The organism is Gillisia hiemivivida, assembly GCF_007997295.1.
Lineage (GTDB): Bacteria > Bacteroidota > Bacteroidia > Flavobacteriales > Flavobacteriaceae > Gillisia > Gillisia hiemivivida.
In genome coordinates this window covers 63986-86227 of the sequence record NZ_VORY01000005.1, presented here as the reverse complement: position 1 = coordinate 86227, position 22242 = coordinate 63986, and the positions used below count along the sequence as shown (strand labels likewise).

At 35.2% G+C, this 22242-nt stretch carries 18 protein-coding genes and 1 pseudogene; 9 read left to right on the top strand and 10 right to left on the bottom strand.

The features are described from left to right. The first annotated feature begins 6 nt into the window (after positions 1–6). Positions 7–1317, top strand: coding sequence for a M24 family metallopeptidase (locus ES724_RS06650; RefSeq protein WP_146931235.1), 1311 nt, complete (start codon positions 7–9; stop codon positions 1315–1317). 8 nt (positions 1318–1325) lie between these two features. Here the strand turns inward: ES724_RS06650 and ES724_RS17005 are convergent. The 4 genes and pseudogenes from ES724_RS17005 to ES724_RS06630 form a co-directional block, all read right to left on the bottom strand. Then, positions 1326–1738 (bottom strand): annotated as a pseudogene (locus ES724_RS17005) (DoxX family protein). A 132-nt stretch (positions 1739–1870) separates the two neighbouring features. Further along, a complete protein-coding gene (locus tag ES724_RS06640; RefSeq protein WP_146931232.1) occupies positions 1871–3511 on the bottom strand; it encodes a M1 family metallopeptidase in 1641 nt (546 codons plus the stop codon). Positions 3512–3519: 8 nt separating this feature from the next. After that, positions 3520–4407 (bottom strand): hypothetical protein, encoded by an 888-nt coding sequence (locus tag ES724_RS06635; protein WP_146931229.1) that lies wholly within the window; start codon positions 4405–4407, stop codon positions 3520–3522. A gap of 3 nt (positions 4408–4410) precedes the next feature. After that, positions 4411–6039 carry an acyl-CoA carboxylase subunit beta gene (locus ES724_RS06630; protein ID WP_146931226.1) on the bottom strand — a complete coding sequence of 543 codons (1629 nt, stop codon included), beginning with the start codon at positions 6037–6039 and terminating at the stop codon, positions 4411–4413. A 215-nt stretch (positions 6040–6254) separates the two neighbouring features. On the opposite strand from ES724_RS06630, the gene ES724_RS06625 reads away from it, so the two are divergent. Both ES724_RS06625 and ettA read left to right on the top strand, forming a co-directional pair. Continuing rightward, positions 6255–6725 (top strand): DinB family protein, encoded by a 471-nt coding sequence (locus tag ES724_RS06625; RefSeq protein ID WP_146931223.1) that lies wholly within the window; start codon positions 6255–6257, stop codon positions 6723–6725. A gap of 177 nt (positions 6726–6902) precedes the next feature. Continuing rightward, positions 6903–8594, top strand: coding sequence for an energy-dependent translational throttle protein EttA (gene ettA / locus ES724_RS06620; RefSeq protein ID WP_026839129.1), 1692 nt, complete (start codon positions 6903–6905; stop codon positions 8592–8594). Positions 8595–8954: 360 nt separating this feature from the next. Here the strand turns inward: ettA and ES724_RS06615 are convergent, their stop codons facing one another. The 4 genes from ES724_RS06615 to ES724_RS06600 form a co-directional block, all read right to left on the bottom strand. Next, positions 8955–9353, bottom strand: coding sequence for a hypothetical protein (locus ES724_RS06615; protein WP_146931220.1), 399 nt, complete (start codon positions 9351–9353; stop codon positions 8955–8957). Positions 9354–9530: 177 nt separating this feature from the next. After that, positions 9531–10772 carry a DEAD/DEAH box helicase gene (locus ES724_RS06610; RefSeq protein WP_146931217.1) on the bottom strand — a complete coding sequence of 414 codons (1242 nt, stop codon included), beginning with the start codon at positions 10770–10772 and terminating at the stop codon, positions 9531–9533. 82 nt (positions 10773–10854) lie between these two features. After that, on the bottom strand, positions 10855–11406 hold the full coding sequence (locus ES724_RS06605; protein WP_146931214.1) for a SixA phosphatase family protein: 552 nt from the start codon (positions 11404–11406) through the stop codon (positions 10855–10857). A 6-nt stretch (positions 11407–11412) separates the two neighbouring features. Then, positions 11413–12510 carry an esterase-like activity of phytase family protein gene (locus tag ES724_RS06600; protein WP_146931211.1) on the bottom strand — a complete coding sequence of 366 codons (1098 nt, stop codon included), beginning with the start codon at positions 12508–12510 and terminating at the stop codon, positions 11413–11415. Positions 12511–12625: 115 nt separating this feature from the next. On the opposite strand from ES724_RS06600, the gene ES724_RS06595 reads away from it, so the two are divergent. The 3 genes from ES724_RS06595 (at position 12626) to ES724_RS06585 (ending at position 14068) form a co-directional block, all read left to right on the top strand. Continuing rightward, positions 12626–12811: a CsbD family protein gene (locus ES724_RS06595; protein WP_026839124.1), complete on the top strand. Its 186-nt coding sequence runs from the start codon at positions 12626–12628 to the stop codon at positions 12809–12811. 112 nt (positions 12812–12923) lie between these two features. Then, positions 12924–13541 carry a hypothetical protein gene (locus ES724_RS06590; protein ID WP_146931209.1) on the top strand — a complete coding sequence of 206 codons (618 nt, stop codon included), beginning with the start codon at positions 12924–12926 and terminating at the stop codon, positions 13539–13541. 8 nt (positions 13542–13549) lie between these two features. Further along, the gene (locus ES724_RS06585; RefSeq protein ID WP_146931206.1) at positions 13550–14068 is read left to right on the top strand and encodes a YlmC/YmxH family sporulation protein; all 519 of its coding nucleotides are present in this window, start codon (positions 13550–13552) and stop codon (positions 14066–14068) included. A 134-nt stretch (positions 14069–14202) separates the two neighbouring features. On the opposite strand, the gene clpB is transcribed toward ES724_RS06585, so the two are convergent. Continuing rightward, positions 14203–16809: an ATP-dependent chaperone ClpB gene (gene clpB, locus ES724_RS06580; RefSeq protein WP_146931204.1), complete on the bottom strand. Its 2607-nt coding sequence runs from the start codon at positions 16807–16809 to the stop codon at positions 14203–14205. A gap of 212 nt (positions 16810–17021) precedes the next feature. On the opposite strand from clpB, the gene ytxJ reads away from it, so the two are divergent. Continuing rightward, on the top strand, positions 17022–17414 hold the full coding sequence (gene ytxJ, locus ES724_RS06575) for a bacillithiol system redox-active protein YtxJ (protein ID WP_146931201.1): 393 nt from the start codon (positions 17022–17024) through the stop codon (positions 17412–17414). A gap of 326 nt (positions 17415–17740) precedes the next feature. Here ytxJ and fahA read toward each other — a convergent pair whose 3' ends face one another. After that, positions 17741–19036: a fumarylacetoacetase gene (fahA, locus tag ES724_RS06570; RefSeq protein WP_146931198.1), complete on the bottom strand. Its 1296-nt coding sequence runs from the start codon at positions 19034–19036 to the stop codon at positions 17741–17743. Between the two features lie 108 nt (positions 19037–19144). Between fahA and glyA the strand changes: the two genes are divergently transcribed. Both glyA and treA read left to right on the top strand, forming a co-directional pair. Continuing rightward, on the top strand, positions 19145–20419 hold the full coding sequence (gene glyA / locus ES724_RS06565; RefSeq protein ID WP_146931195.1) for a serine hydroxymethyltransferase: 1275 nt from the start codon (positions 19145–19147) through the stop codon (positions 20417–20419). 157 nt (positions 20420–20576) lie between these two features. Next, positions 20577–22241, top strand: coding sequence for an alpha,alpha-trehalase TreA (gene treA, locus ES724_RS06560; protein ID WP_246136835.1), 1665 nt, complete (start codon positions 20577–20579; stop codon positions 22239–22241). Position 22242: the final 1 nt, after the last annotated feature.

Sequence of the window (22242 nt, the reverse complement as noted above, 5' to 3'; positions counted from 1 at the left end):
TTTTTTATGTATAAAATTTTATTCCTATTTCTGTGCTTCAGTTTTTCATTGAATGCACAAATCCTTTCAGAAAAAAATAGAGCAAAAGTAATTGACGAATTGTTAGAGGATAAGTTTGAAAATACTTTGCCCCAACTAATGGAACGTGCAGGGATTGATATGTGGGTAATCATCTCCAGAGAATATAATGAGGACCCTGTTTTAAAAACAATGCTTCCCGCTACCTGGCTAAACGCAAGGAGAAGAACGATCCTAGTTTTTTATAAACCGAAAAATTCTAAAAAGGTAGAACGACTTGCTGTTGCGAGATATAATATTGGAGAAAGTATTTCTTCTGCCTGGGACAAGGAAAAGCAGCCTAACCAGTGGAAAGCCCTGATAGATATTATTTCTGAAAGAAATCCAGATAATATAGGTTTGAATTATTCTGAAAATTTCGCAATTGCAGATGGACTGGTGAAAACCGATCACGAAGAATTTATTACTCATTTACCAGAGGAATATAGAAATAAGCTTGTTTCTGCGGAAGATCTTGCTGTTGGTTGGATAGAGACTAGGACAGCGAAAGAAATGGAATTTTATAAGATCTTGGTTAAAATGACTCATGATATTATTGCTGAAGCTTTTAGCGAGAAAGTGATTGTTCCGGGGCAAACAACTTCTGAAGAAGTTGTTTGGTGGTTGAGACAAAAAGTAACAGCTCTTGGATTGGAAACATGGTTTCATCCAACGGTTGACATCCAGAGAAAAGAAGAAAAATTAAAAGACCATATAGATGCTTTTTCAAATGGATTTGGAGAAACAACGATCTTACCAGGAGATCTTTTACATTGTGATTTTGGGATAAGTTATTTAAGACTGAATACAGATTGCCAACAACATGCTTATGTGCTAAAAGATGGAGAAACTGAGGCTCCTGAATTTCTAAGAGAAGCACTTAAAAAGGGAAATCAGCTTCAGGATATACTAACTTCTAATTTCGAATCTGGGAGATCTGGTAACGAAATTCTTAAAAAATCTCTTTCGGAAGCTAAGGCTGTGGGTTTGCAACCTTCAATATATACACATCCTTTAGGACTTTATGGCCATTCTGCCGGTCCAACTATTGGAATGTGGGATTCTCAGGATGGAGTTCCCGGAACTGGAGATTATAAGTTGTTTCCAAACACTACCTATGCTATAGAATTAAACACCACAGTTGCAATCCCGGAGTGGGATAAAGATATACGAATCATGCTTGAAGAAGCAGGGTCTTGGGGAGAAAACTCTTTTAAATATGTAAATGAAAGGCAAACTGAATTACTGCTTATTCCTTAAAATTAATATCACATTTTTAAATAATAGTCTGCAGAATGCTTTCCGGAGCCATAGATTATAAAGAAACAAGTAAGCAGTAAAATAGTAATGGCGATTATTAAGTTACCGGGATTCATTACTCCAATAAAGTTGATTAAGATCGCGCCAAGAAGTATTGGAAGTTTTGCGATTAATGCCTAACGTGTAAGCAAGCCAAAGGCTATCATTAGGCCTCCAGCCAAATGTGCTGGCGCTACCTAATGAATCACTATCATTACCTCCAAAATCGCGAAGTGGCTTAAAAAGCTCCATAAAGATCTGGCTTTGAGAAATAAATTGAAGTCCTTTTGTAAAAAAGAACTCCCAATGCAATCCTTAGAATGTCCAGTGAATAATAAGTATTTGCATTGGCCCACTTATTAAGAGATTTTATAGTTATCATAACTCAAAAAAATAATAAGTAAATTACTGATAACTAGCTACTTTATGAAATATTAGGAATCAGAATGTTGCATAAAAAAGGCTTCCAAGTTTATATTTTACCTTGGAAGCTTTCAATAAATATTGATTCAATTCATTTTATAAATTTAGTTTCTATGTAAAACTCTTTTTCATTGACTTTAATATCATCCAGATCTTCAACTTCTTTAGAAAATTCTTTCCATGTATTTGAAGGAGTGAGTCGAATTTCTTTTTTATTTATAAAAACATCTACTGGCATATTGAAATTTGGAACGTCTGTTTTCCAGCGATAACTTATTCGTTTTCCTGTTTTCTTGAATTCTAATACTGGAATTGCAGAATATCTAAGATATTGATCGAAAATAGGCTGAAGATCTGTTTCTACCGGAGTATTAAAGAAATTCTCAACTGTTTTTGTGTCTATCGTTTTATGCTTAAAAGTAAGCGTGTAATCTTTTAAAGTTTTCCACCAAAGTTCATCGTTATTATAAATGCTTCTTAAGGTGTTTAATAAATTAGCGCCTTTAGGATACATATCTCCAGAGCCTTCACTATTTACGCCATAATCCCCAATTATTGGAGCTTTATTACCGATGTTTTTTCTAAGTCCTTCCAAATATTTTAAGGCATCATCTTTTCCCCATCTACATTCTACATAAACAGCCTCAGAGTAGGTGGTGAAACCCTCATGTATCCACATATCTGCAATATCATTGGCAGTGATACTATTTCCAAACCACTCGTGTCCAGATTCGTGGATAATTATAAAATCCCATTTTAATCCGATCCCAGTTCCAGAAAGATCGCGGCCTAAATAGCCCATTTTGTAATGGTTTCCATAAGCTACAGCACTCTGGTGCTCCATTCCCAAATATGGAGTCTCTACTAGTTTATAGCCATCTTCCTTGAAAGGATATTCTCCAAATTTTTCATAGAAGCATTTCATCATTGGCTTAACCTCTGCAAATTGTTTTTTAGCTTTTTCAAGATTGTAGGGCAGCACGTAATAATCTAGATCCAGATCCTTGTATTTATCCTGAAAATGAACATAGTTTGCGATGTTAAAAACGATGTCATAATTGTTTATTGGATTACTCACTTTGTAACTCCATCGAGTGTAGCCATTTTCCAAATATTTTGTTCCTAGTAATCTCCCATTAGAAACATTTGTAAGACCAGTTGGAACAGCAATTTCTATCAATGCTTCTTCCGGCTCGTCACTTTGATGATCTTTATTGGGATACCAAAGACTAGCGCCGGTTCCTTGAACCGCAACAGCGATCCACGGATTTCCTTCTTCATCTTTCTTAAATACGAAGCCACCATCCCAAGGAGCATTCTTCGCTATAATAGGATTTCCAGAATAAAATACTTGAATAGAGTCTGTTGCTTTAGCACTTAAGGCTTCTTCAAATTCCACAAAGACGGCATTGAATTTTCTCTTATAGTCCAATTTTTCAGTTCCATGAATGATGGAATCTATTCTCATGTTTTCAAAAAGATCGATCTGCATAACAGGCAAATCTTCTTCAGTTTTAAAAGTGATGGTATTAAAGCCAGAGATAAATCTTTCTTCTGGATCAATTTGTACTTGCAGGTGATATTTTAAAACATCGTATGAGCGTTCCGGTCTTAAGGAACCTCTTAAGGAATCTGCTTCGGTGTATTGCTTGTTTTTATTACTTAATACTTGGGAGAAGCTTGAAGTTACACCAAGAAATATAATTATTATTAGTAGCGATATATTTTTCATATATAATTTTATGGAGTATGCATTATAAATAATTCTGCGTCGGGCCGATTTTTTAAAGTCTTTTTCATTTTACTATGAAGATCTTCAAAATCTTCTCTAGTTGTACCTTTGCAAATACCGTACGAATAATGATATTTTAAGATTTCCATGTCGCTACTGGTGAAGTTTCTGATCATGGGACAATTTGAAAAATAACTGTTACAATTTATAGAGGGGTCAACTCCAAAATAGCCCAAGGTTTTTATGAAGTTAGATTTCAAATTTGCAATTTGATAATTTTGGGCTTTTATATTTGTAGTATTTACCTTTAGAGATGCTTGGATTAATTGCTGTCTGCCATTCCAAGTAACATAATAGCCAGAGGTTTTTTGAGTGATTCTAGGTTCAAAATCCTGATCATTTTCATCGTTTATATAATAAACCAAATAATTGGATTCTGCTTTAACATTAACCTTCTCAATATTTAGAGAATCTATATCCGCAGAAAGACCTCCAGCAAAATCCATTAGAGCCGTGCGATGTAATTTTGGTACAGAAGTATCAAAATAGATCTTTATGTCTTCTTTCCATATTTTTAGAGTCGCTTTCGAATTTTCTTTGTTACCAAAAACAATATTTTTATAGGTTTCAAGAAAGAGAGAGTCTTTTGGTTCATATCTAACACGAACTCCTTTTCCATGCCGAAGGTCATTTATAAACTCATTTGGGACAAGCACCAAAGTGTCCTTTCCTCTAATCATAAAATCTATGGTGTCCTGTTTAGTTAAAGGATCCCCTTTTTCCTTATAAGTTTTGAGATCAATATAGGATCTAACAACTTTCCTCACAGCTGAGGAGTCTTGAGAAAATCCTTCAGAACAGAAAAGCGTAAAAAAAATATATAAAAGGTATCGCATAGATTATGTTTGGATTACTCCTAAGTTAAAATCTTTAGTGATAGGCGAGTGGTTCGCTGCCTCAATACCTGTAGAGATCCACTTCCTAGTGTCTAAAGGATTTATAATTGCATCTGTCCATAATCTGGCAGCTGCATAATATGGCGAAGTTTGTTTATCGTATCGGGCTTTTATTTTATCGAATACTTCTTTTTCTTTATTCTCGTCTACTTTTTCACCCTTTTTGGCCAGGGAGGCAGTTTCTATTTGAGCCAATACTTTAGCAGCTTGAGTTCCACCCATCACAGCAAGTTCGGCACTTGGCCAAACTACAATTAATCTTGGGTCATAAGCTTTCCCACACATCGCATAATTTCCTGCACCATAAGAGTTACCAATAATAATAGTAAATTTTGGAACTACAGAGTTACTCACGGCGCTAACCATTTTTGCACCGTCTTTAATAATTCCGCCGTGTTCACTTTTACTACCTACCATAAATCCGGTAACATCCTGAAGAAATACCAAAGGAATTTTTTTCTGATTACAGTTTGCGATAAAACGAGTTGCTTTATCGGCAGAATCGGAATATATCACCCCGCCAAATTGCATTTCACCGGTTTTGGTCTTTACAATTTTACGCTGATTGGCAACTATACCAACTGCCCAACCATCAATTCTCGCATATCCGGTGATAATTGTTTGTCCATATTCTTTCTTGTATTCTTCAAACTCAGAATCATCTATTAATCTAGAGATGATCTCCCGCATGTCATACTGATCGTTACGTTTTCTTGGTAAAATTCCAAAAATTTCATTAGGATCTAATTTAGGTTTAATAGGATCTTTTCTACTAAATCCAGCTTTGTCATAATCCCCGATCTTATCCATTATAGACTTGATCTTATTTAGGGCATCTTTGTCGTCTTTTGCTTTATAATCTGTAACACCACTAATTTCAGAATGGGTAGTAGCTCCACCTAAGGTTTCATTATCTATAGATTCTCCAATAGCAGCTTTTACCAAATAGCTTCCGGCCAAGAAAATACTTCCCGTTTTCTCTACAATAATAGCCTCATCACTCATAATTGGTAAATAAGCTCCACCCGCAACACAACTTCCCATCACAGCCGAGATCTGAGTAATTCCCATACTACTCATTACTGCATTATTTCTAAAGATCCTTCCGAAGTGTTCTTTATCTGGAAAAATTTCATCCTGCATTGGCAAATATACTCCAGCGCTGTCCACCAAATAAATAATTGGAAGTCTGTTTTCTATAGCTATTTCCTGAGCTCTCAGGTTCTTTTTCGCGGTAATAGGGAACCAAGCTCCAGCTTTTACTGTCGCATCATTTGCAACTACAATACATTGCTTTCCTGAAACATGCCCTATTTTAATCACTACACCACCACTAGGACACCCGCCATGTTCTTCATACATTTCTTCTCCTACAAAAGCCCCAAGTTCTATGGCAGCATCAGAATCATCTAAAAGATAATTGATCCGCTCTCTGGCAGTCATTTTACCTTTCGCATGGTGTTTTTCAATACGTTTTTCTCCTCCTCCAAGCTTAACTGTGGCGAGCTTTTGTCTTAAAGTGGAAAGTAAAAGTTTATTATGATCTTCATTTTTATTGAAGTTAAGATCCATAGTAATAGTAGTATTATATTGTCCGTATATTATTGCTTAAATAGGTACTGATAGAACAAGAGTAAATTCTGGTTTTCATTCCTGTCTCAGTATCTTGGCTAAAATACAAAATCGAGATAATTTTTAAGGCTGAAAAGATTTTAAAATATCCTGATGAAAAGCTATATCTTCAATGATATCGATAATTTAAAAGGTTTAATTCCAAAAATTTGCAAATGCAAGATTTTAAAAATCAATTAATTACACATTTACAAGGAGGTTCAGCTTTTATGCCAGTGGAAGAATTGTTAAAATTTATTTCTTCTGAAGAACATTGCAGGAGACCTAAGGCTTTGCCGTATTCTTTCTATGAGATCTTCTATCATATGCGTTTTGCACAAAAGGATATCTTAGAGTATATAAAAGATAAAGATTATACAACTCATGAGTGGCCACAGGATTATTGGCCAAAGAAAAACATGATTGATTCTTTGGAAGAATGGGAATTATTGAAGTCACACTTTTTTGAAGAACAGCAGGAGCTAATAGGTTTTTTACAAGATACAGAGAACGATCTTTTGAAGCCTGTTAGTAAGGGGACTGAGCATACTTTACTACGAGAGGTTTTGTTGGTAATAGAGCACAATGCGTATCACTCAGGTCAATTATTGATCGTTTTAAGAAGTTTAGGTTTGTATCCCGCATAATTTAGGTTTGCTATGCGGGGAAGAGATTAAAATTTAGGATATTTGTACTTTCAAAAATTTAGAGGTTTTCAAAAGATATTATTCTGAATTTATTTTGGATATGAAAGTAATCCTTATGAGATTGAGACAGTTTTTTAAAACTAAATTTTTTCGATTGTAACTATAAAAACATATAAAATGGCAGATGATAATAAGGTGATTTTTTCCATGTCTGGGTTAACAAAAACCTTTCCGGGAGCGAATACACCAGTACTTAAAAATATTTATTTAAGTTTTTTTTACGGAGCAAAGATTGGGATCTTAGGACTGAATGGTTCCGGGAAATCTACATTACTGAAGATCATTGCAGGAGTGGAGAAGAATTATCAGGGAGATGTGGTTTTCTCCCCGGGGTATACTGTGGGAATGCTTGAACAGGAACCGCAATTGGATGATGAAAAAACTGTATTGGAAGTTGTAAAAGAAGGGGTTGCTGAAACTGTCGCAATTTTAGATGAGTATAACAAGATCAACGATATGTTTGGCCTTCCTGAGGTTTATGAGGATGCAGATAAGATGCAAAAACTCATGGATAAGCAAGCCTTATTACAAGATCAGATAGATGCATCCAATGCTTGGGAATTAGATACCAAATTGGAAATCGCAATGGATGCGTTGCGTACTCCAGACTCAGATAAGAAAATCGGAGTATTATCTGGTGGAGAAAGAAGAAGAGTTGCTTTATGTAGATTATTATTACAAGAACCGGATGTCTTGTTACTGGATGAGCCAACTAACCACTTGGATGCCGAATCTGTACATTGGTTAGAACATCATTTAGGGCAATATAAAGGAACGGTGATCGCTGTAACTCACGATAGATATTTCCTTGACAATGTTGCAGGATGGATATTAGAACTAGACCGTGGGGAAGGAATTCCTTGGAAAGGGAACTACTCTTCTTGGTTAGACCAAAAATCTAAACGTTTAGCACAAGAGCAAAAAACAGCAAGCAAGCGTCAAAAAACACTAGAGCGAGAATTAGAATGGTCTCGTATGTCCCCGAAAGGAAGACAGTCCAAGCAAAAGGCGAGATTGAATAATTACGATAAATTGCTGAGTCAGGATCAGAAGAAAATGGACGAGCAATTGGAAATCTATATTCCTAATGGTCCTCGTTTGGGAACCAATGTTATTGATGCAAAAGGAGTAAGTAAAGCCTTTGGTGATAAGTTGCTTTATGAAGATCTCAATTTCACCTTACCTCAGGCAGGAATTGTTGGAGTTATTGGGCCTAACGGGGCTGGTAAAACCACTATTTTTAAAATGATCATGGGGGAGATAACTCCAGATCAAGGAAGTTTTGAAGTTGGAGATACGGCAAAGATCGCGTATGTAGATCAGAGCCATTCTAATATGGATCCGGAGAAAACTATCTGGCAAAATTTTAGTGATGGACAAGAGCTTATTAATATGGGAGGAAAACAAGTGAATTCCAGAGCCTATTTAAGCCGATTCAATTTTGGGGGAGGAGAACAGAATAAAAAAGTAAGCATGCTTTCTGGTGGAGAACGTAACCGTTTGCACCTTGCAATGACGCTTAAGGAAGAAGGTAACGTCTTGTTATTGGATGAGCCAACGAATGATCTGGATGTGAATACCCTGCGTGCCCTTGAGGAAGGTTTAGATAACTTTGCAGGCTGTGCGGTAGTGATCTCTCACGATAGATGGTTCTTGGATAGAATTTGTACTCATATCCTTGCTTTTGAAGGAGATTCACAAGTTTATTTCTTTGAAGGTGGATTCTCAGATTATGAAGAGAATAAGAAGAAACGATTAGGTGGAGATCTAATGCCGAAGCGTATTAAATATAAAAAGTTGACTCGATAAATATTCGAAATTCTGATATTTTCGTCAAGCTGAGACCCGTGATAAAAAAATTATCTAGCGGAGTAAATTGACGTATGAAAGATGCTGAAACGAGTTCAGCATGACGGCAGTTGAAACAGTATCGTCACCCTGAACTAGTTTCAGGGTCTCTTATTTGGGGCAACGAAAAATATGTCAATGGTAACTAGTTTCAGCTTCTAGTTAATTATAATTATTAGATTTTTGAGATCCTGAAATAATTCCGATAGCTATCGGAACAATAGGATGATTTCATCATTACTTAAACTGTTCATTTTTAAATATTAAAATTTAAAAACTCCGAAGAGCTTTCTTCGGAGTTTTTTGTTTTTCTATCTAGTATCACTGTATCCTCTTATAAGTAAGATCCAATTCGTCATCTGCAATTTGCGGTTCGTCTACTCTTGTTAGAGTAAGAATATCCCCATCTACAGTATATTTAAAGTCATCTGAACCGTTTATTTTTAATGTATCATCCGTGAGATTATAGGTGTAGGTTCCCGAGTTGGCGATATAAAAATAATCTTCTCTTGGATTCTGTACTATAACACTGTTTTCTGAATTTTTAAAATTGAGGCTGAAATCATTGAAATTGGTTTCAGGATCAAATCCGCAAAAGCAACTAATGTTGGTAAGCATCCAGGTTCCGCTTAACTCGCTGTCAATTTTTGGATTATCATCGCTATTTGAACATGCAGATAGAAAAACAGAACTCAATACAAGGATCAAAATTCTTTTCATAGCTAAAGCTTTGGGAGATTTAAAATACGACTTAATTAGAAAATGGTCAAACCTATTTTTTTGTTGTCATTTCGAAGGAGTTTTTTAACGACTGAGAAATCTCTTTTCATCCAAATATGAGTATAAATCAGGAATTGAGATTTCACCTTGCTATCGAAATGACATCAAGTAACTGGTCTATTTATACCACCTTTTCTTATTGGCTTTAGAGCCACTTCCTTTTCGTCCCTTTTTATGCTTACTGCCCTTCTTTTTATGAACCACCGGCTCAGCATTTTTCTCTAAAGGATAAGGATGTTCTGTTTCAACAGGGATTTTATTGTCTATCAGGGTTTCAATAAATTGGATATATTTCTTTTCATCTGCACTACAGAAGGAAATAGAAGCTCCCACACTGCCTGCTCTACCTGTACGCCCAATTCTATGTACATAAGTTTCCGGCATACTTGGGATATCAAAATTCAGCACAAAATCTAAAGAATCGATATCCAATCCGCGAGCAGCAAGATCTGTCGCAACTAAAATATTTACTTCTTTACTTTTAAATCTCTCCAAAGCAGAAGTACGGTCTGTCTGACTTTTATCTCCATGGAGTTCATCGACTTTGAATCCGTTTTTAACCAAGGATTGTAATGCTTTTTCTACCCCAAACTTGGTCCTTCTAAAAATAAGTATAGATTTATTTTTAACCACATTTCGCATTACATAAAGCAATAATTCTACTTTATCTTGCTTAGGCACCATATATAATTTCTGTTCTATAGAAGGTGCTGCGGAAGAATTGGTGGTCAGTTCAATTTTTTCAGGATTTTGCAATAAGGATTTTGCAAGATCCTGAACTTTTGGTGGAATAGTTGCCGAAAACATGAGTCTTTGCACCAAATTGGGAGCAAGTCTAATTATTTTCTGAACTTCATCTATAAAGCCCATATCTAACATAAGGTCGGCTTCATCTAAAACCAAAACCTCCACATGTTCAAGATTGATATAACCTTGTTTTCTAAGATCTAAAAGTCTTCCAGGTGTTGCTACTAAAATATGTAATCCATCCTTTAGTAAGTTGATCTGTGGCTGCATGGAAGCACCACCAAAAACAACTCCAGATTTTATATTTGTGAATTTTGAATAGTCTTTAATATTCTCTGCAATTTGAACCGCTAATTCCCGGGTAGGACTAACAATTAATACAGAGAGTGTGCCTTTTGTTTTATCATCCTCTACACGCTTGTTTAAGAGTTGTAATAATGGGATTGCAAACGCACCCGTCTTTCCTGTTCCGGTTTGGGCACAAGCAATTACATCATTCCTTCTTAAGATTTCCGGAATAACTTTTTCCTGGATTGGAGTAGGAGTAGTGTGTCCAATTTCAGATATTCCCTGCTGAATGGTTTGGGATAAGGGTAGGTCTTCAAAAAGCATAAATTCAATTTAGGCTACAAAGATACTATAATTGTATTATGAGTACTCAGCTACTTAAAGATCCTGTTGAGTTAAAGTGATATTAATTAATATAAAGTAATTGTGTGGAAATCGTTTTGTTTGGAGAAACAGTCACTATGAACAGCGCAGCATTTTCATCATCGGGTAGATCTTCATATTTTTTATTCTTCATTATTGCATTTACAAAAGCCGGGGTAGTATTGCTATGCCCAACAATTAACACTGTTTTTCCTTTAGTCTTTTTCTGAAACTCTTGATTGAATGGATCGTTAGAATCATAAATTTCTATTTCCAATGAATTTGCCTTTGCAATAGGCTGTGCAGTTTCCCTGGTTCTATTATAATTAGTGCTATAAACCATATCAAAAGATACATCTTTTAATACCACTGCCCATTTTTCAGCTCTTTTAAGACCTGTCTCTTCAAGCTTTGGATCTTTTTCTGAAGGATCATTTCGATCTTTCTCTGCATGTCTTATAAGATAATAAGTGGTATTATTTAAATGTACTTTAGATTCTTCTACTTGTTTTAAGAGGTGTTTGTCTGAGGATTCTGACTTCTGAAAATTGCAACTGGTTAAAAGTATAAACAGAATAAGAAAAAGATTTTTCATGAGATATTATTTAAATATGACTTCCATTAAAATTACTTGATTCAGTTGTTTTCCCAATGAATTAAAATTATTATCTGAAATTAGAATTAAGCTTTTGTTCCCATTTGGAAGGTCTGGTCCAAAAGTCATTCCTTCGATATTATCTATGATTCCTTCAGTTAATTTCTTTTTTACAGATTTGAAATCGAACACCAGTTCTTTAGTGGCTTTTGTAAACTCTTGTTTTCTTAGATTTTTGAAGTCTAAGGTATTAGTGGCATTTTTAGTATTTATATCGAAAATTCGAACGGTATTTCCGTAGCTACCGTGCCCGGCAGAAAATGCCCTTTCCAAAACTAAAAATTGATGCGGTGCATATTGGATTAATTCGGTAAGCCCATTAACGGCAAAGTACAGCCATGGGATCTTAGAAATATTCTCTAAAGAAATTACAAATTGATCATCGGCTTTTCCAGATTTCTTATTAAAATGTGTGATTCTTATTGGAGATCTAGTGGGGAATAGCTTTGGTTTTGAGCCATCTTTGGTAAGTGGAAGCTCCAAGCCTACCCAAATACCTTCATTTTTATAGTCTTTAGTTAAACCTTCAAAAACACCATTATTTCTTGGTTGCTGAATTCCTGTTGAAGTGAAATAATATGGGAGCTCAAAGTTTTTTATAAATTCTCCATCTGAATTCACATAGAAAATCGATGGCTTCTGATTTTTAGAAATAGCACCTTCGCTGGTAAGAACAATATTTTCAGAACCATCGTCTATTCTAATGCCTTCCAGATCTAAAGTGTTTTCTTTTAAAAAGCCTGAGTTTCTATCTAGTTTAACAACTTCAGAAATTATAATAGTATCAATTTTATTACGGGAGAATTCAATTTTAGATTTATAAAATCTTGGATTACCTGGATGGTCACAAACTAAATAATAAGTACCATCATTATAATCTATGCCAGACAACCCACCAACAGTAGTTCCGTCAATTTCCAGATTGCTTGGTAAAACATAATCGTCTAAAAAACGAAGCTCAATATTTTCTTTAAAAATCTTTTTTGAAGTTCCACAGGCCGTAAGGGTAAAGATTATAAGGCAAAGAAGTAATAGTTTTCTCATTTATTTGGCTAAAAAGTAAAAATAACAAATCCTTAAGATTATTATAAGAGTTTGTTGAGACATTTCGTAGAATGTAAGTCTTAAGTTTAATTATTATTAACTAAAAACCAAAATTATGAATAATGACCAAATTGAAGGAAAATGGAAACAAGTTAAGGGTGAATTCAAGCAAAAATACGGGAAACTTACAGATGATGATGTAACTTACAGTGAAGGTAAGTTTGATGAAATGATGGGACGTTTACAAGAAAAGACCGGTAAAACCAAAGAGGAATTACGTGACGAAATAGATAAGTGGTAATAGAGAATTGAAAAAAGACGATAGTTAATCATCGTCTTTTTTTTATTTTACTTATTTATGAATGAAACGAAATTTTCAAAAATCAATCATTTAAAAATTTAAACTAATCATTATGGCAGAAATTGAAATTGAAAAGAAAAGTCCAATATGGCCATGGATTCTATTAGCTATTCTAATCATCGCCGCTTTATTATACTTTTTTGTATTGGCAGACGACGATGTGGATGATGCGGACGATATGAATACAGAACAGGTCATGGATGATGACGAGATGGATAATGAAACCATGGAATATGAGGATGCTGAAAATATGCAATATGTCACAGCAATTAATGAATATGACACTTATATAAATAATCCTGAAATGGGCGTGGACCATGAATATACCAATGGAGCATTGATGAAACTTATCTCCGCCGTTGATGCAACAGCGAATAATTTAGGTGTTGATATAGATGCAGATCTTGAAAATGCGAGAAATGAAGCGCAGGAGATTACTGAAGATCCAATGAAGGTAACTCATGCGAATAGTATAAAAGATGCAGGTCAACATATTTTGAAGGCACTACAAACTATGCAGGAAGAAAAATTCTCGAATTTAAGTAGTGCATATTCTGAAGTAGATGCAGCTTTTGCTAAAATTGAGGGAGGACAGGAAACTTTAAATCAAAAAGAAGAAGTAAAATCCTTTTTCACCAAAGTTTCATCATTATTAAATTCAATGAAATAAGAAAAGCCATGAAAGACGATAAAAACAGAAGTTTATTTTATTTAAACGAATTATCAGACTATAAAGTAAAAAGTGATGATCCTGATGTAAGGGGATGGAAAGTCCATGATAAAGACAAAAGGGTCGTAGGTAAAGTGGAAAATTTGCTCGTAAACAAGAATACTGAAAAAGTAGTATATCTGGATGTAGAAGTAGATACTTCTATTATTGAAGCAAATCATAAACCTTATTCAGGAAAAGCAAAAAGTGGGGTTCATGAGGTAATGAATAAAGATGGTGAGAATCACCTTATAATCCCAATTGGACTGGTTAATTTAAACCACGACAATAAAGTGGTTAGCACAAACGAGATAACCCATAAAACTTTTGCCGAAACTAAACGTATAAACAAAGGCAGTACTATAGACCGGGAATATGAAATTGTTGTACTCGATACCTATAATCGGGATGACACCAAATATCCTGAAGATGATACACTATATGGCCGCAAGGAATATGATACTAAAAATTACAGAAAAGGAAAGTGATTTAGATCATTTAAATACGATACTTATGATTAAAAAAAGCTGCTTAAGTGCAGCTTTTTTTATTTCATATTTATTTCTATTCGAACTCCGATCTCAGTGTTGTAGATCTTAGAATGAAATCCCAAAAAATAATCTTATTTAGTTCCAGCGAGTTCTTCCTGATTCCTGAAAACTAAGGTGTCATCAAACTCATCTAACAGAATGATACTATCGGTTTTGATTCTTCCTGAAAGTAATTCCTTAGATAGTTTATTTAAAACTTCTCTTTGTAATACTCTCTTTACAGGTCGTGCTCCAAATTGGGGATCATATCCTTGTCTGGAAAGATATGCTAATGCTTCTTTTGTAGCATCAAGCACAATACCTTGCTTTAAAAGCATCTTTTTAAGTCCTTTTAACTGAAGGTCTACGATCTTTAGAATATCCTTTTTGCTCAATGGAGTAAACAGAATAATATCATCTATTCTATTGATAAATTCTGGTCTTACCGTTTGTTTTAATAATCCAAGTACTTCCACTTTTGCACTTTCCATAGCAGTATCAAGATCCTTGACAGTTTCAAATTTATCCTGAATAATATTAGAACCCATATTAGAGGTCATTATTATGATTGTATTCTTAAAATCTGCTAAACGGCCTTTATTATCTGTAAGTCGGCCTTCATCTAATACCTGAAGCAAAATATTAAAAGTATCTGGATGTGCTTTTTCAATTTCATCTAAAAGAATTACAGAATATGGTTTTCTTCTAACTGCTTCCGTAAGTTGTCCACCTTCCTCATAACCAATATATCCCGGAGGCGCTCCTACCAATCTGCTTACCGCATGACGCTCTTGATATTCACTCATATCTATTCTGGTCATTGCAGATTCATCATCAAAAAGATATTCTGCTAAGGCTTTCGCTAACTCGGTTTTTCCAACTCCTGTCGTTCCTAAGAATAAGAAAGTTCCAATAGGTTTTTTCTCATCTTGCAATCCGGCTCTGCTTCTTCTTACCGCATCACTTACGGCTTGTATCGCCTCTTCCTGCCCCACAACACGTTTATGCAATTCATCTTCTAATTTCAGCAATTTCTCACGATCGCTTTGCAACATTTTAGTAACTGGAACTCCAGTCCATTTCGCAACAACTTCAGCAATATCCTCGTAAGTGACTTCTTCTTTAATAAGAGTTTTGCTGTCCTGATTATCTTCAACTTGTTGTTGAAGCTGTTCGAGTTTTTCCTGAGCTTCCTTTATTTTTCCATACCTAATTTCCGCAACCTTACCATAATCTCCATCACGTTCGGCTCTTTCAGCTTCCAACTTAAATTGCTCAATATCAGATTTAGCCGATTGAATATTATCTACAACCTCTTTTTCATTTTTCCAGCGGGCATTAAGTTCGTTACGTTCTTCCTTGAGGTTAGCAAGATCTGCAGTAAGTATTTTTAATTTGGATTCATCATTTTCGCGTTTTATAGCTTCAATTTCAATTTCCAATTGCGTCACTTTTCTATCTAGAACATCCAATTCTTCAGGTTTGGAATTGATTTCCATTCTAATCTTCGAAGCTGCTTCATCCATAAGATCTATCGCCTTATCTGGAAGAAAACGATTGGTGATATAGCGTTGGGATAATTCTACTGCTGCGATTATGGCTTCATCTTTAATTCTCACTTTGTGGTGAGTTTCATATTTTTCTTTGATTCCGCGAAGAATAGAGATGGCACTCTCTGTATCTGGTTCATCTAAGATCACTTTCTGGAAACGTCTTTCCAAAGCTTTATCCTTTTCAAAATATTTTTGATATTCATCTAGGGTTGTAGCGCCAATGGCTCTTAACTCCCCACGCGCCAAAGCTGGTTTTAATATGTTAGCTGCATCCATTGCACCTTGTCCACCACCAGCGCCAACCAGTGTATGGATCTCGTCTATAAATAGCACAATATCTCCTTCGCTTTCGGTAACTTCTTTAATTACCGCTTTTAAACGTTCTTCGAATTCCCCTTTATATTTTGCTCCTGCAATTAAAGCTCCCATATCTAAAGAAAATATCTGTTTGTTCTTTAAATTCTCCGGAATATCTCCGTCTATAATTCTATGCGCTAATCCTTCAGCAATTGCAGTTTTCCCAACTCCAGGTTCTCCAACCAACATCGGATTGTTTTTAGTTCGTCTAGATAAAATTTGAAGCACTCTTCTAATTTCCTCATCCCTACCAATAACAGGATCTAGTTTCCCTTCTTCAGCTAACTTATTGAGGTTTTTGGCGTATTTATTTAAAGAATTATAGGTTTCTTCTGCGCTTTGTGAAGTTACTCTGTCTCCTTTACGCAATTCCTCTATAGCTGCTCTAAGATTTTTTTCTGAAGCGCCTTGATCTTTCAGGATTTGTGCAACTTTACTTGAAGATTTATAGATAGCCAAAATGAGATGCTCTATAGAAACATATTCATCTTTCATTTTGTTGGCAATGCTACTCGCGTCATTTAAAGTGCTGGAAGCAGTTCTAGAGAGCATTATTTCTCCACCGGTAACTTTTGGGAAATTCTCTAAAGTTTTATCCAAGATTTGAGTGAAAAGACCAACATTGATGTTCAATTTCTTAAGAAGAAAGGGTGTCACATTTTCATCGACCAAGGTAATGGCTTTGAAAATATGTTCGTTTTCTATTTGTTGATGACCTAACTCCTGTGCAAGTTGTTGCGCTTGCTGAATGGCCTCTTGCGATTTTATAGTGAAGTTATTTAAATTCATAAGTTGTAGTTTTAAACATAAAACTGAATATCAAAGCATATACCAGTAAAATCACACTGTCAAAATGGCTGATAACACTGGTTTTGCGCAGACATTTTGTCCGCTTCAATTATCATTAAGTTACGATTTAGATTTCATTATGTAAACTTTAATACCGGGATGGAGAATTTTATTACTTGAAATCCTATTTTTGCACACTAAAATTATAATATATGGGATTTTTTGATAAAATGTTCAATTCTGATAATGATGATAATAAGCCAGAAAAGGTTTCTGTTCCTTGGATCCAGTTAACTCAAGTTGAAACACTAGAGGAAATAGCTGAAGACTCATCTAACCAACCAATTGCAATTTTAAAGCATTCTACATCTTGTGGAATAAGTAGAATGGTACTAAGACAATTCGAGCAAAATTATAATCTAGATCCAGATTCAGTTAAGTTATATTTCTTAGATCTATTAAGTTATAGAGATATTTCCAATAAGATCGCATCAAGATTTAATGTTCCCCATGAAAGTCCGCAATTGATAGTGATCAAGGATGGAAAAGCTGTTTATGATGCTTCACATAGTGAGATTGATGTTAATAAATTGAAGACTATATAATTTAACACGTATACTTCTTAAAATTTTCTTTTGTAATCCTTTAATAAGAAAGGTTAAAGTTATTTTAAACGCCTATTAACTAGTAATTTACACGTATATTCATACTATTATTTATTAACCATTTAAATATATAGTACCATGGAAAATCAAAAAGATCCTCAAAAGAAAGATCACAAAGAAGGTCAAGAATCTGGCGCCAAAAGTCAGCCTAAAAAGCAAGAAGATCATAAAAAAGATCACTCCACTAAGAGGTAATGTTAATTGATTGAATTGAAAAATGGCTATCTAATACTAATTAGATAGCCATTTTTTTATAATGTTAGAAATTATTTTTTCTTGGTTTGAGGTTCGTAAACTGGTAATAGTTTAGTGCTTACCTCTCCAAAACCTATCCTTCTATCTTTTCCTTCACAGTATCCTCGCATGATAACTGTATCGTTATCTTGAATGAATTTACGTTCGCTACCATCATTTAATTTCACAGGTTTTTCTCCTCTCCATGAGAGTTCTAGCATAGATCCATACGAATCTGGAGTTGGTCCAGAAATAGTTCCAGATCCCATCATGTCGCCAGAATTAATAGGACAACCATTTACGGTATGATGAGCCAATTGCTGACTCATATTCCAATACATATATTTGAAATTAGATTTCGAGATTGTTGTTTCCTCTTTGTTTTCCGGCTGGATTGCAACTTCTAAATTGATGTTGAAACTTTTCTTTCCTTGAGACTGAAGATAAGGAAGTAATTCTTTTTCCGGTTCCGGGCTTGTAGTTCTAAAAGGTTCCAATGCATCTAGTGTTACGATCCATGGTGAAATAGATGAAGCAAAATTCTTAGCTAAGAATGGTCCTAGTGGCACGTACTCCCATTTCTGAATGTCTCTGGCACTCCAGTCATTAAACAACACCATTCCAAAGATATAATCTTCAGCTTCTTCTATAGGAATTGGTTCCCCTAAAGGATTTCCAACGGTAGTAATAAAAGCCATTTCCAATTCAAAATCTACTAATTTGGAAGGTCCAAAAACAGGTTCTGAAGCTCCTGCAGGTAAAGTTTGACCTTGAGGTCTGTGTACAGGAATTCCGCTTGGAATTATAGAAGAACTTCTTCCGTGGTATCCAACAGGAATGTGCAACCAGTTTGGTAAAAGCGCGTTGTCTGGATCACGGAACATGGTTCCAACATTGGTAGCATGTTCTTTACTAGAATAGAAATCGGTATAATCTCCCACCTGTACAGGCAGTTGCATTTCGATTTCATCTAGTGTGAAAAGTACCGTATTTCGGTGATCTTGATTATCTTTTAATTGTGAATTTTTCTCGTCAAAAATATCAGCGATTCGGTTTCTCACCAAACGCCAGGTTTTTTTTCCATCCGCAATAAAATCATTTAAAGTATCTTGAAGAAAAATATCGTCTGTAAGTGGAATTTCGTCAAAATATCCTAGTTGATGTAGGGCGCCTAGATCAATGGCGTAATCACCAATTCTGGTTCCAATGGTAACTATGTCATCCCTTGTTAAAAATACTCCAAATGGAATATTTTGAATTGGAAAATCAGTGTTACTTGGAATGTCCAGCCAGGTTTTTCTTTTAGGATCATTTGCTGTAATAGGCATATATTATTTGTTTTATTCTTAAATGTATTGATTTCAAAGTTATTATTTTCCAGCAATTAACCGATTGGAATTATTACTTTTGAGGAATATTTAACGTAAAAAATTACCATGCAACAAGATACACAAATTTTTGATCTGATAGAAGCTGAAAGAAACCGTCAATTGAATGGTTTAGAACTAATTGCTAGTGAGAATTTTGTGAGTGATCAGGTGCTTCAAGCGGCAGGATCTGTACTAACAAATAAATATGCTGAAGGATATCCTGGAAAAAGATATTATGGTGGGTGTGAGATCGTAGATGAGGTAGAAATCCTAGCTATAGAACGCTTAAAAGAGCTTTTTAATGCCGAGTATGCCAATGTGCAGCCACATTCAGGCTCTCAAGCAAATACTGCTGTTTTTCATGCCTGTATGCAACCGGGAGATAAATTTCTTGGTTTTGATCTTTCCCATGGAGGTCATTTAACACATGGATCTCCTGTGAACTTTTCTGGAAGATTATACAATCCTGTATTTTACGGTGTAGTTAAGGAAACTGGATTAATAGATTATGATGCGGTTGCAGAAATCGCTGAAAGAGAAAAACCTAAAATGATCATTGCAGGAGCTTCTGCATATTCAAGAGAAATAGATTACAAAAGATTTAGAGAAATAGCAGATAGTGTTGGTGCCATTTTACTTGCAGATATTGCACATCCTGCAGGCCTTATAGCTAAAGGGCTTTTGGGAGATCCTTTACCTCACTGTCATGTGGTAACTTCTACAACTCATAAAACTTTGCGTGGACCTAGAGGTGGAATTATCATGATGGGTAAAGATTTCGATAATCCTTTTGGCTTGAAATTGAAGAATGGAAATCTTAAAAAAATGTCAGCTTTATTGGATAGTGGAGTGTTTCCAGGAAATCAAGGAGGGCCTTTAATGCATATTATCGCAGCCAAGGCAGTAGCCTTTGGAGAGGCTCTTACAGATGATTTTCTTCATTATATGGTACAGGTTCAGAAAAATGCAAAAGCATTGGCGGCAGCATTTGTAGCTAAAGATTATAATGTGATCTCTGGAGGAACAGATAACCACATGATGTTAATAGACCTTAGGAATAAAAACATCACAGGGAAGCAAGCTGAAGAAGCATTGGGAATGGCAGAGATCACTGTGAATAAGAATATGGTGCCTTTTGACGACAAATCTCCTTTTGTTACTTCTGGTATCCGTATTGGAACACCAGCAGTTACAACCCGAGGACTTAAAGAAGATGATATGGCTAAGATCGTAGATCTTATAGATCGTGTGATCACAAATTTTGAAGATGATGCAGAATTGATAAAAGTGGAAGCAGAAGTGCTAGACATGATGCAGGATCTTCCACTTTTTAATGGATAATCTTTCAATTAATATATAATTCAAAAAAGGGCAATTCATTTAGATTTGCCCTTTTTATATTCCAGAAACATGAAGGAGCCAGTAATAAAAAAAATAGTTTTTAGGGGCGGGAATTAGAAATTGAAAAATAACCTGCTATATTAGCTACACTTCAGTAATGACAAAAGCTAAGGCTTTTATTTATAATGTTGTAATCAATACAATAACTATGAAAATGCAGAGATCTTTTTCCCATATTTTATTCAACTATTTAATTCTTATTATACTTTCCGGCTGTACCTCGAGCAAAATTATTGAGGAGCAAAACAATAAAATATTACCTCCAGAAGAACTTTACGGGCCACTTTTCTATGATGTCCAGTCCGACAAAAATATTTTTGAGGATAGTAAAACTTTTGTAGATGCCGTCCCATTATACGATGTGGATGTAATTAAAAATAAATATGCCGATTTAAAAGACAAATCATCTACATCCCTTAGGGAGTTTGTGGCAAATAATTTTGAGCTTCCTTCCGTTTCATCCATGTATGTAACAGATTCTTCCTCTATCAACATTCACATATCAAAACTATGGAGTGTTTTAAAACGCCCGGCAGATAAAAAAGTATCGGGAACCCTTATCCCATTGCCAAAACCTTATATAGTTCCTGGAGGAAGGTTTAGAGAGGTTTATTACTGGGATAGTTATTTTACCATGCTGGGTTTAGCTGAAGATAATGAGCTGGAGACCATTGAAAACATGATAGATAATTTTTCATACCTTATTGATGAAAAAGGTTTCATTCCAAATGGCAATCGCACCTATTATTTAGGCAGGTCCCAGCCCCCTTTTTACTCCCTCATGGTAGAAATTCTTGCAGATAACAAATCCAATTCTGTTTATTTAGAATATTTAAAACCCCTGGAAAAAGAATACAATTTTTGGATGAAAGGAAATGAAGAAATTAATTCCAGTAAAGAAGATTATTTACGCGTGGTAATGATGCCCGATGGTTCGATACTTAATAGATATTGGGATAATAAAAACACACCCCGCCCAGAAAGTTACCGTGAAGATGTTGCCACTGCAGATAAAGCACTTTCAGATTTCCCTAAGCTTAAGCGGGACGATATTTATAGGAATTTAAGGGCAGGAGCAGAGTCGGGTTGGGATTTCTCGAGCAGATGGCTGGATAAAGTAGATGGAGATTACGAACTTTCAACTATCCATACAACAGATATTATTCCAGTAGATTTAAATTCGCTGTTGTATAATTTAGAGATGACTTTATCCAAAGCTTATCTATTAGAAGGTGATCCAGTGAAATCTGAAATTTTCAGTGATAAAGCCCAAAGCCGTAAAGAAGCGATATTAAAATATTGCTGGAATGCTGAAAAGGGATTTTTCATGGATTATAATTTTAAAAACAATTCCCAGACTGAAGTTTTTTCCCTTGCAGGGATTTATCCCTTATTCTTCAATTTTGCTGAAGAAAATCAGGCGGAGCTGGTGCAGGAAAAAATACAGGAAATTTTCTTAAAACCCGGTGGGCTAGTTACAACGCCCAACCATACCGGACAGCAATGGGATGCGCCCAATGGCTGGGCACCATTGCAATGGATGGCCATTAAAGGTTTAAGAAATTACGGCTATACTGTGCTGGCAAGTGAGATAAAGGATAGATGGATTGAAATAAATAAAGGAGTATATCAAAAAACGTTTAAGATGCTTGAAAAATATAATGTGGAGGATTTGTCCAAGGAAAGCGGGGGAGGAGAGTATCCAACACAGGACGGATTTGGCTGGACCAATGGTGTTTTTCAGAAATTATCCAAAGAATAAA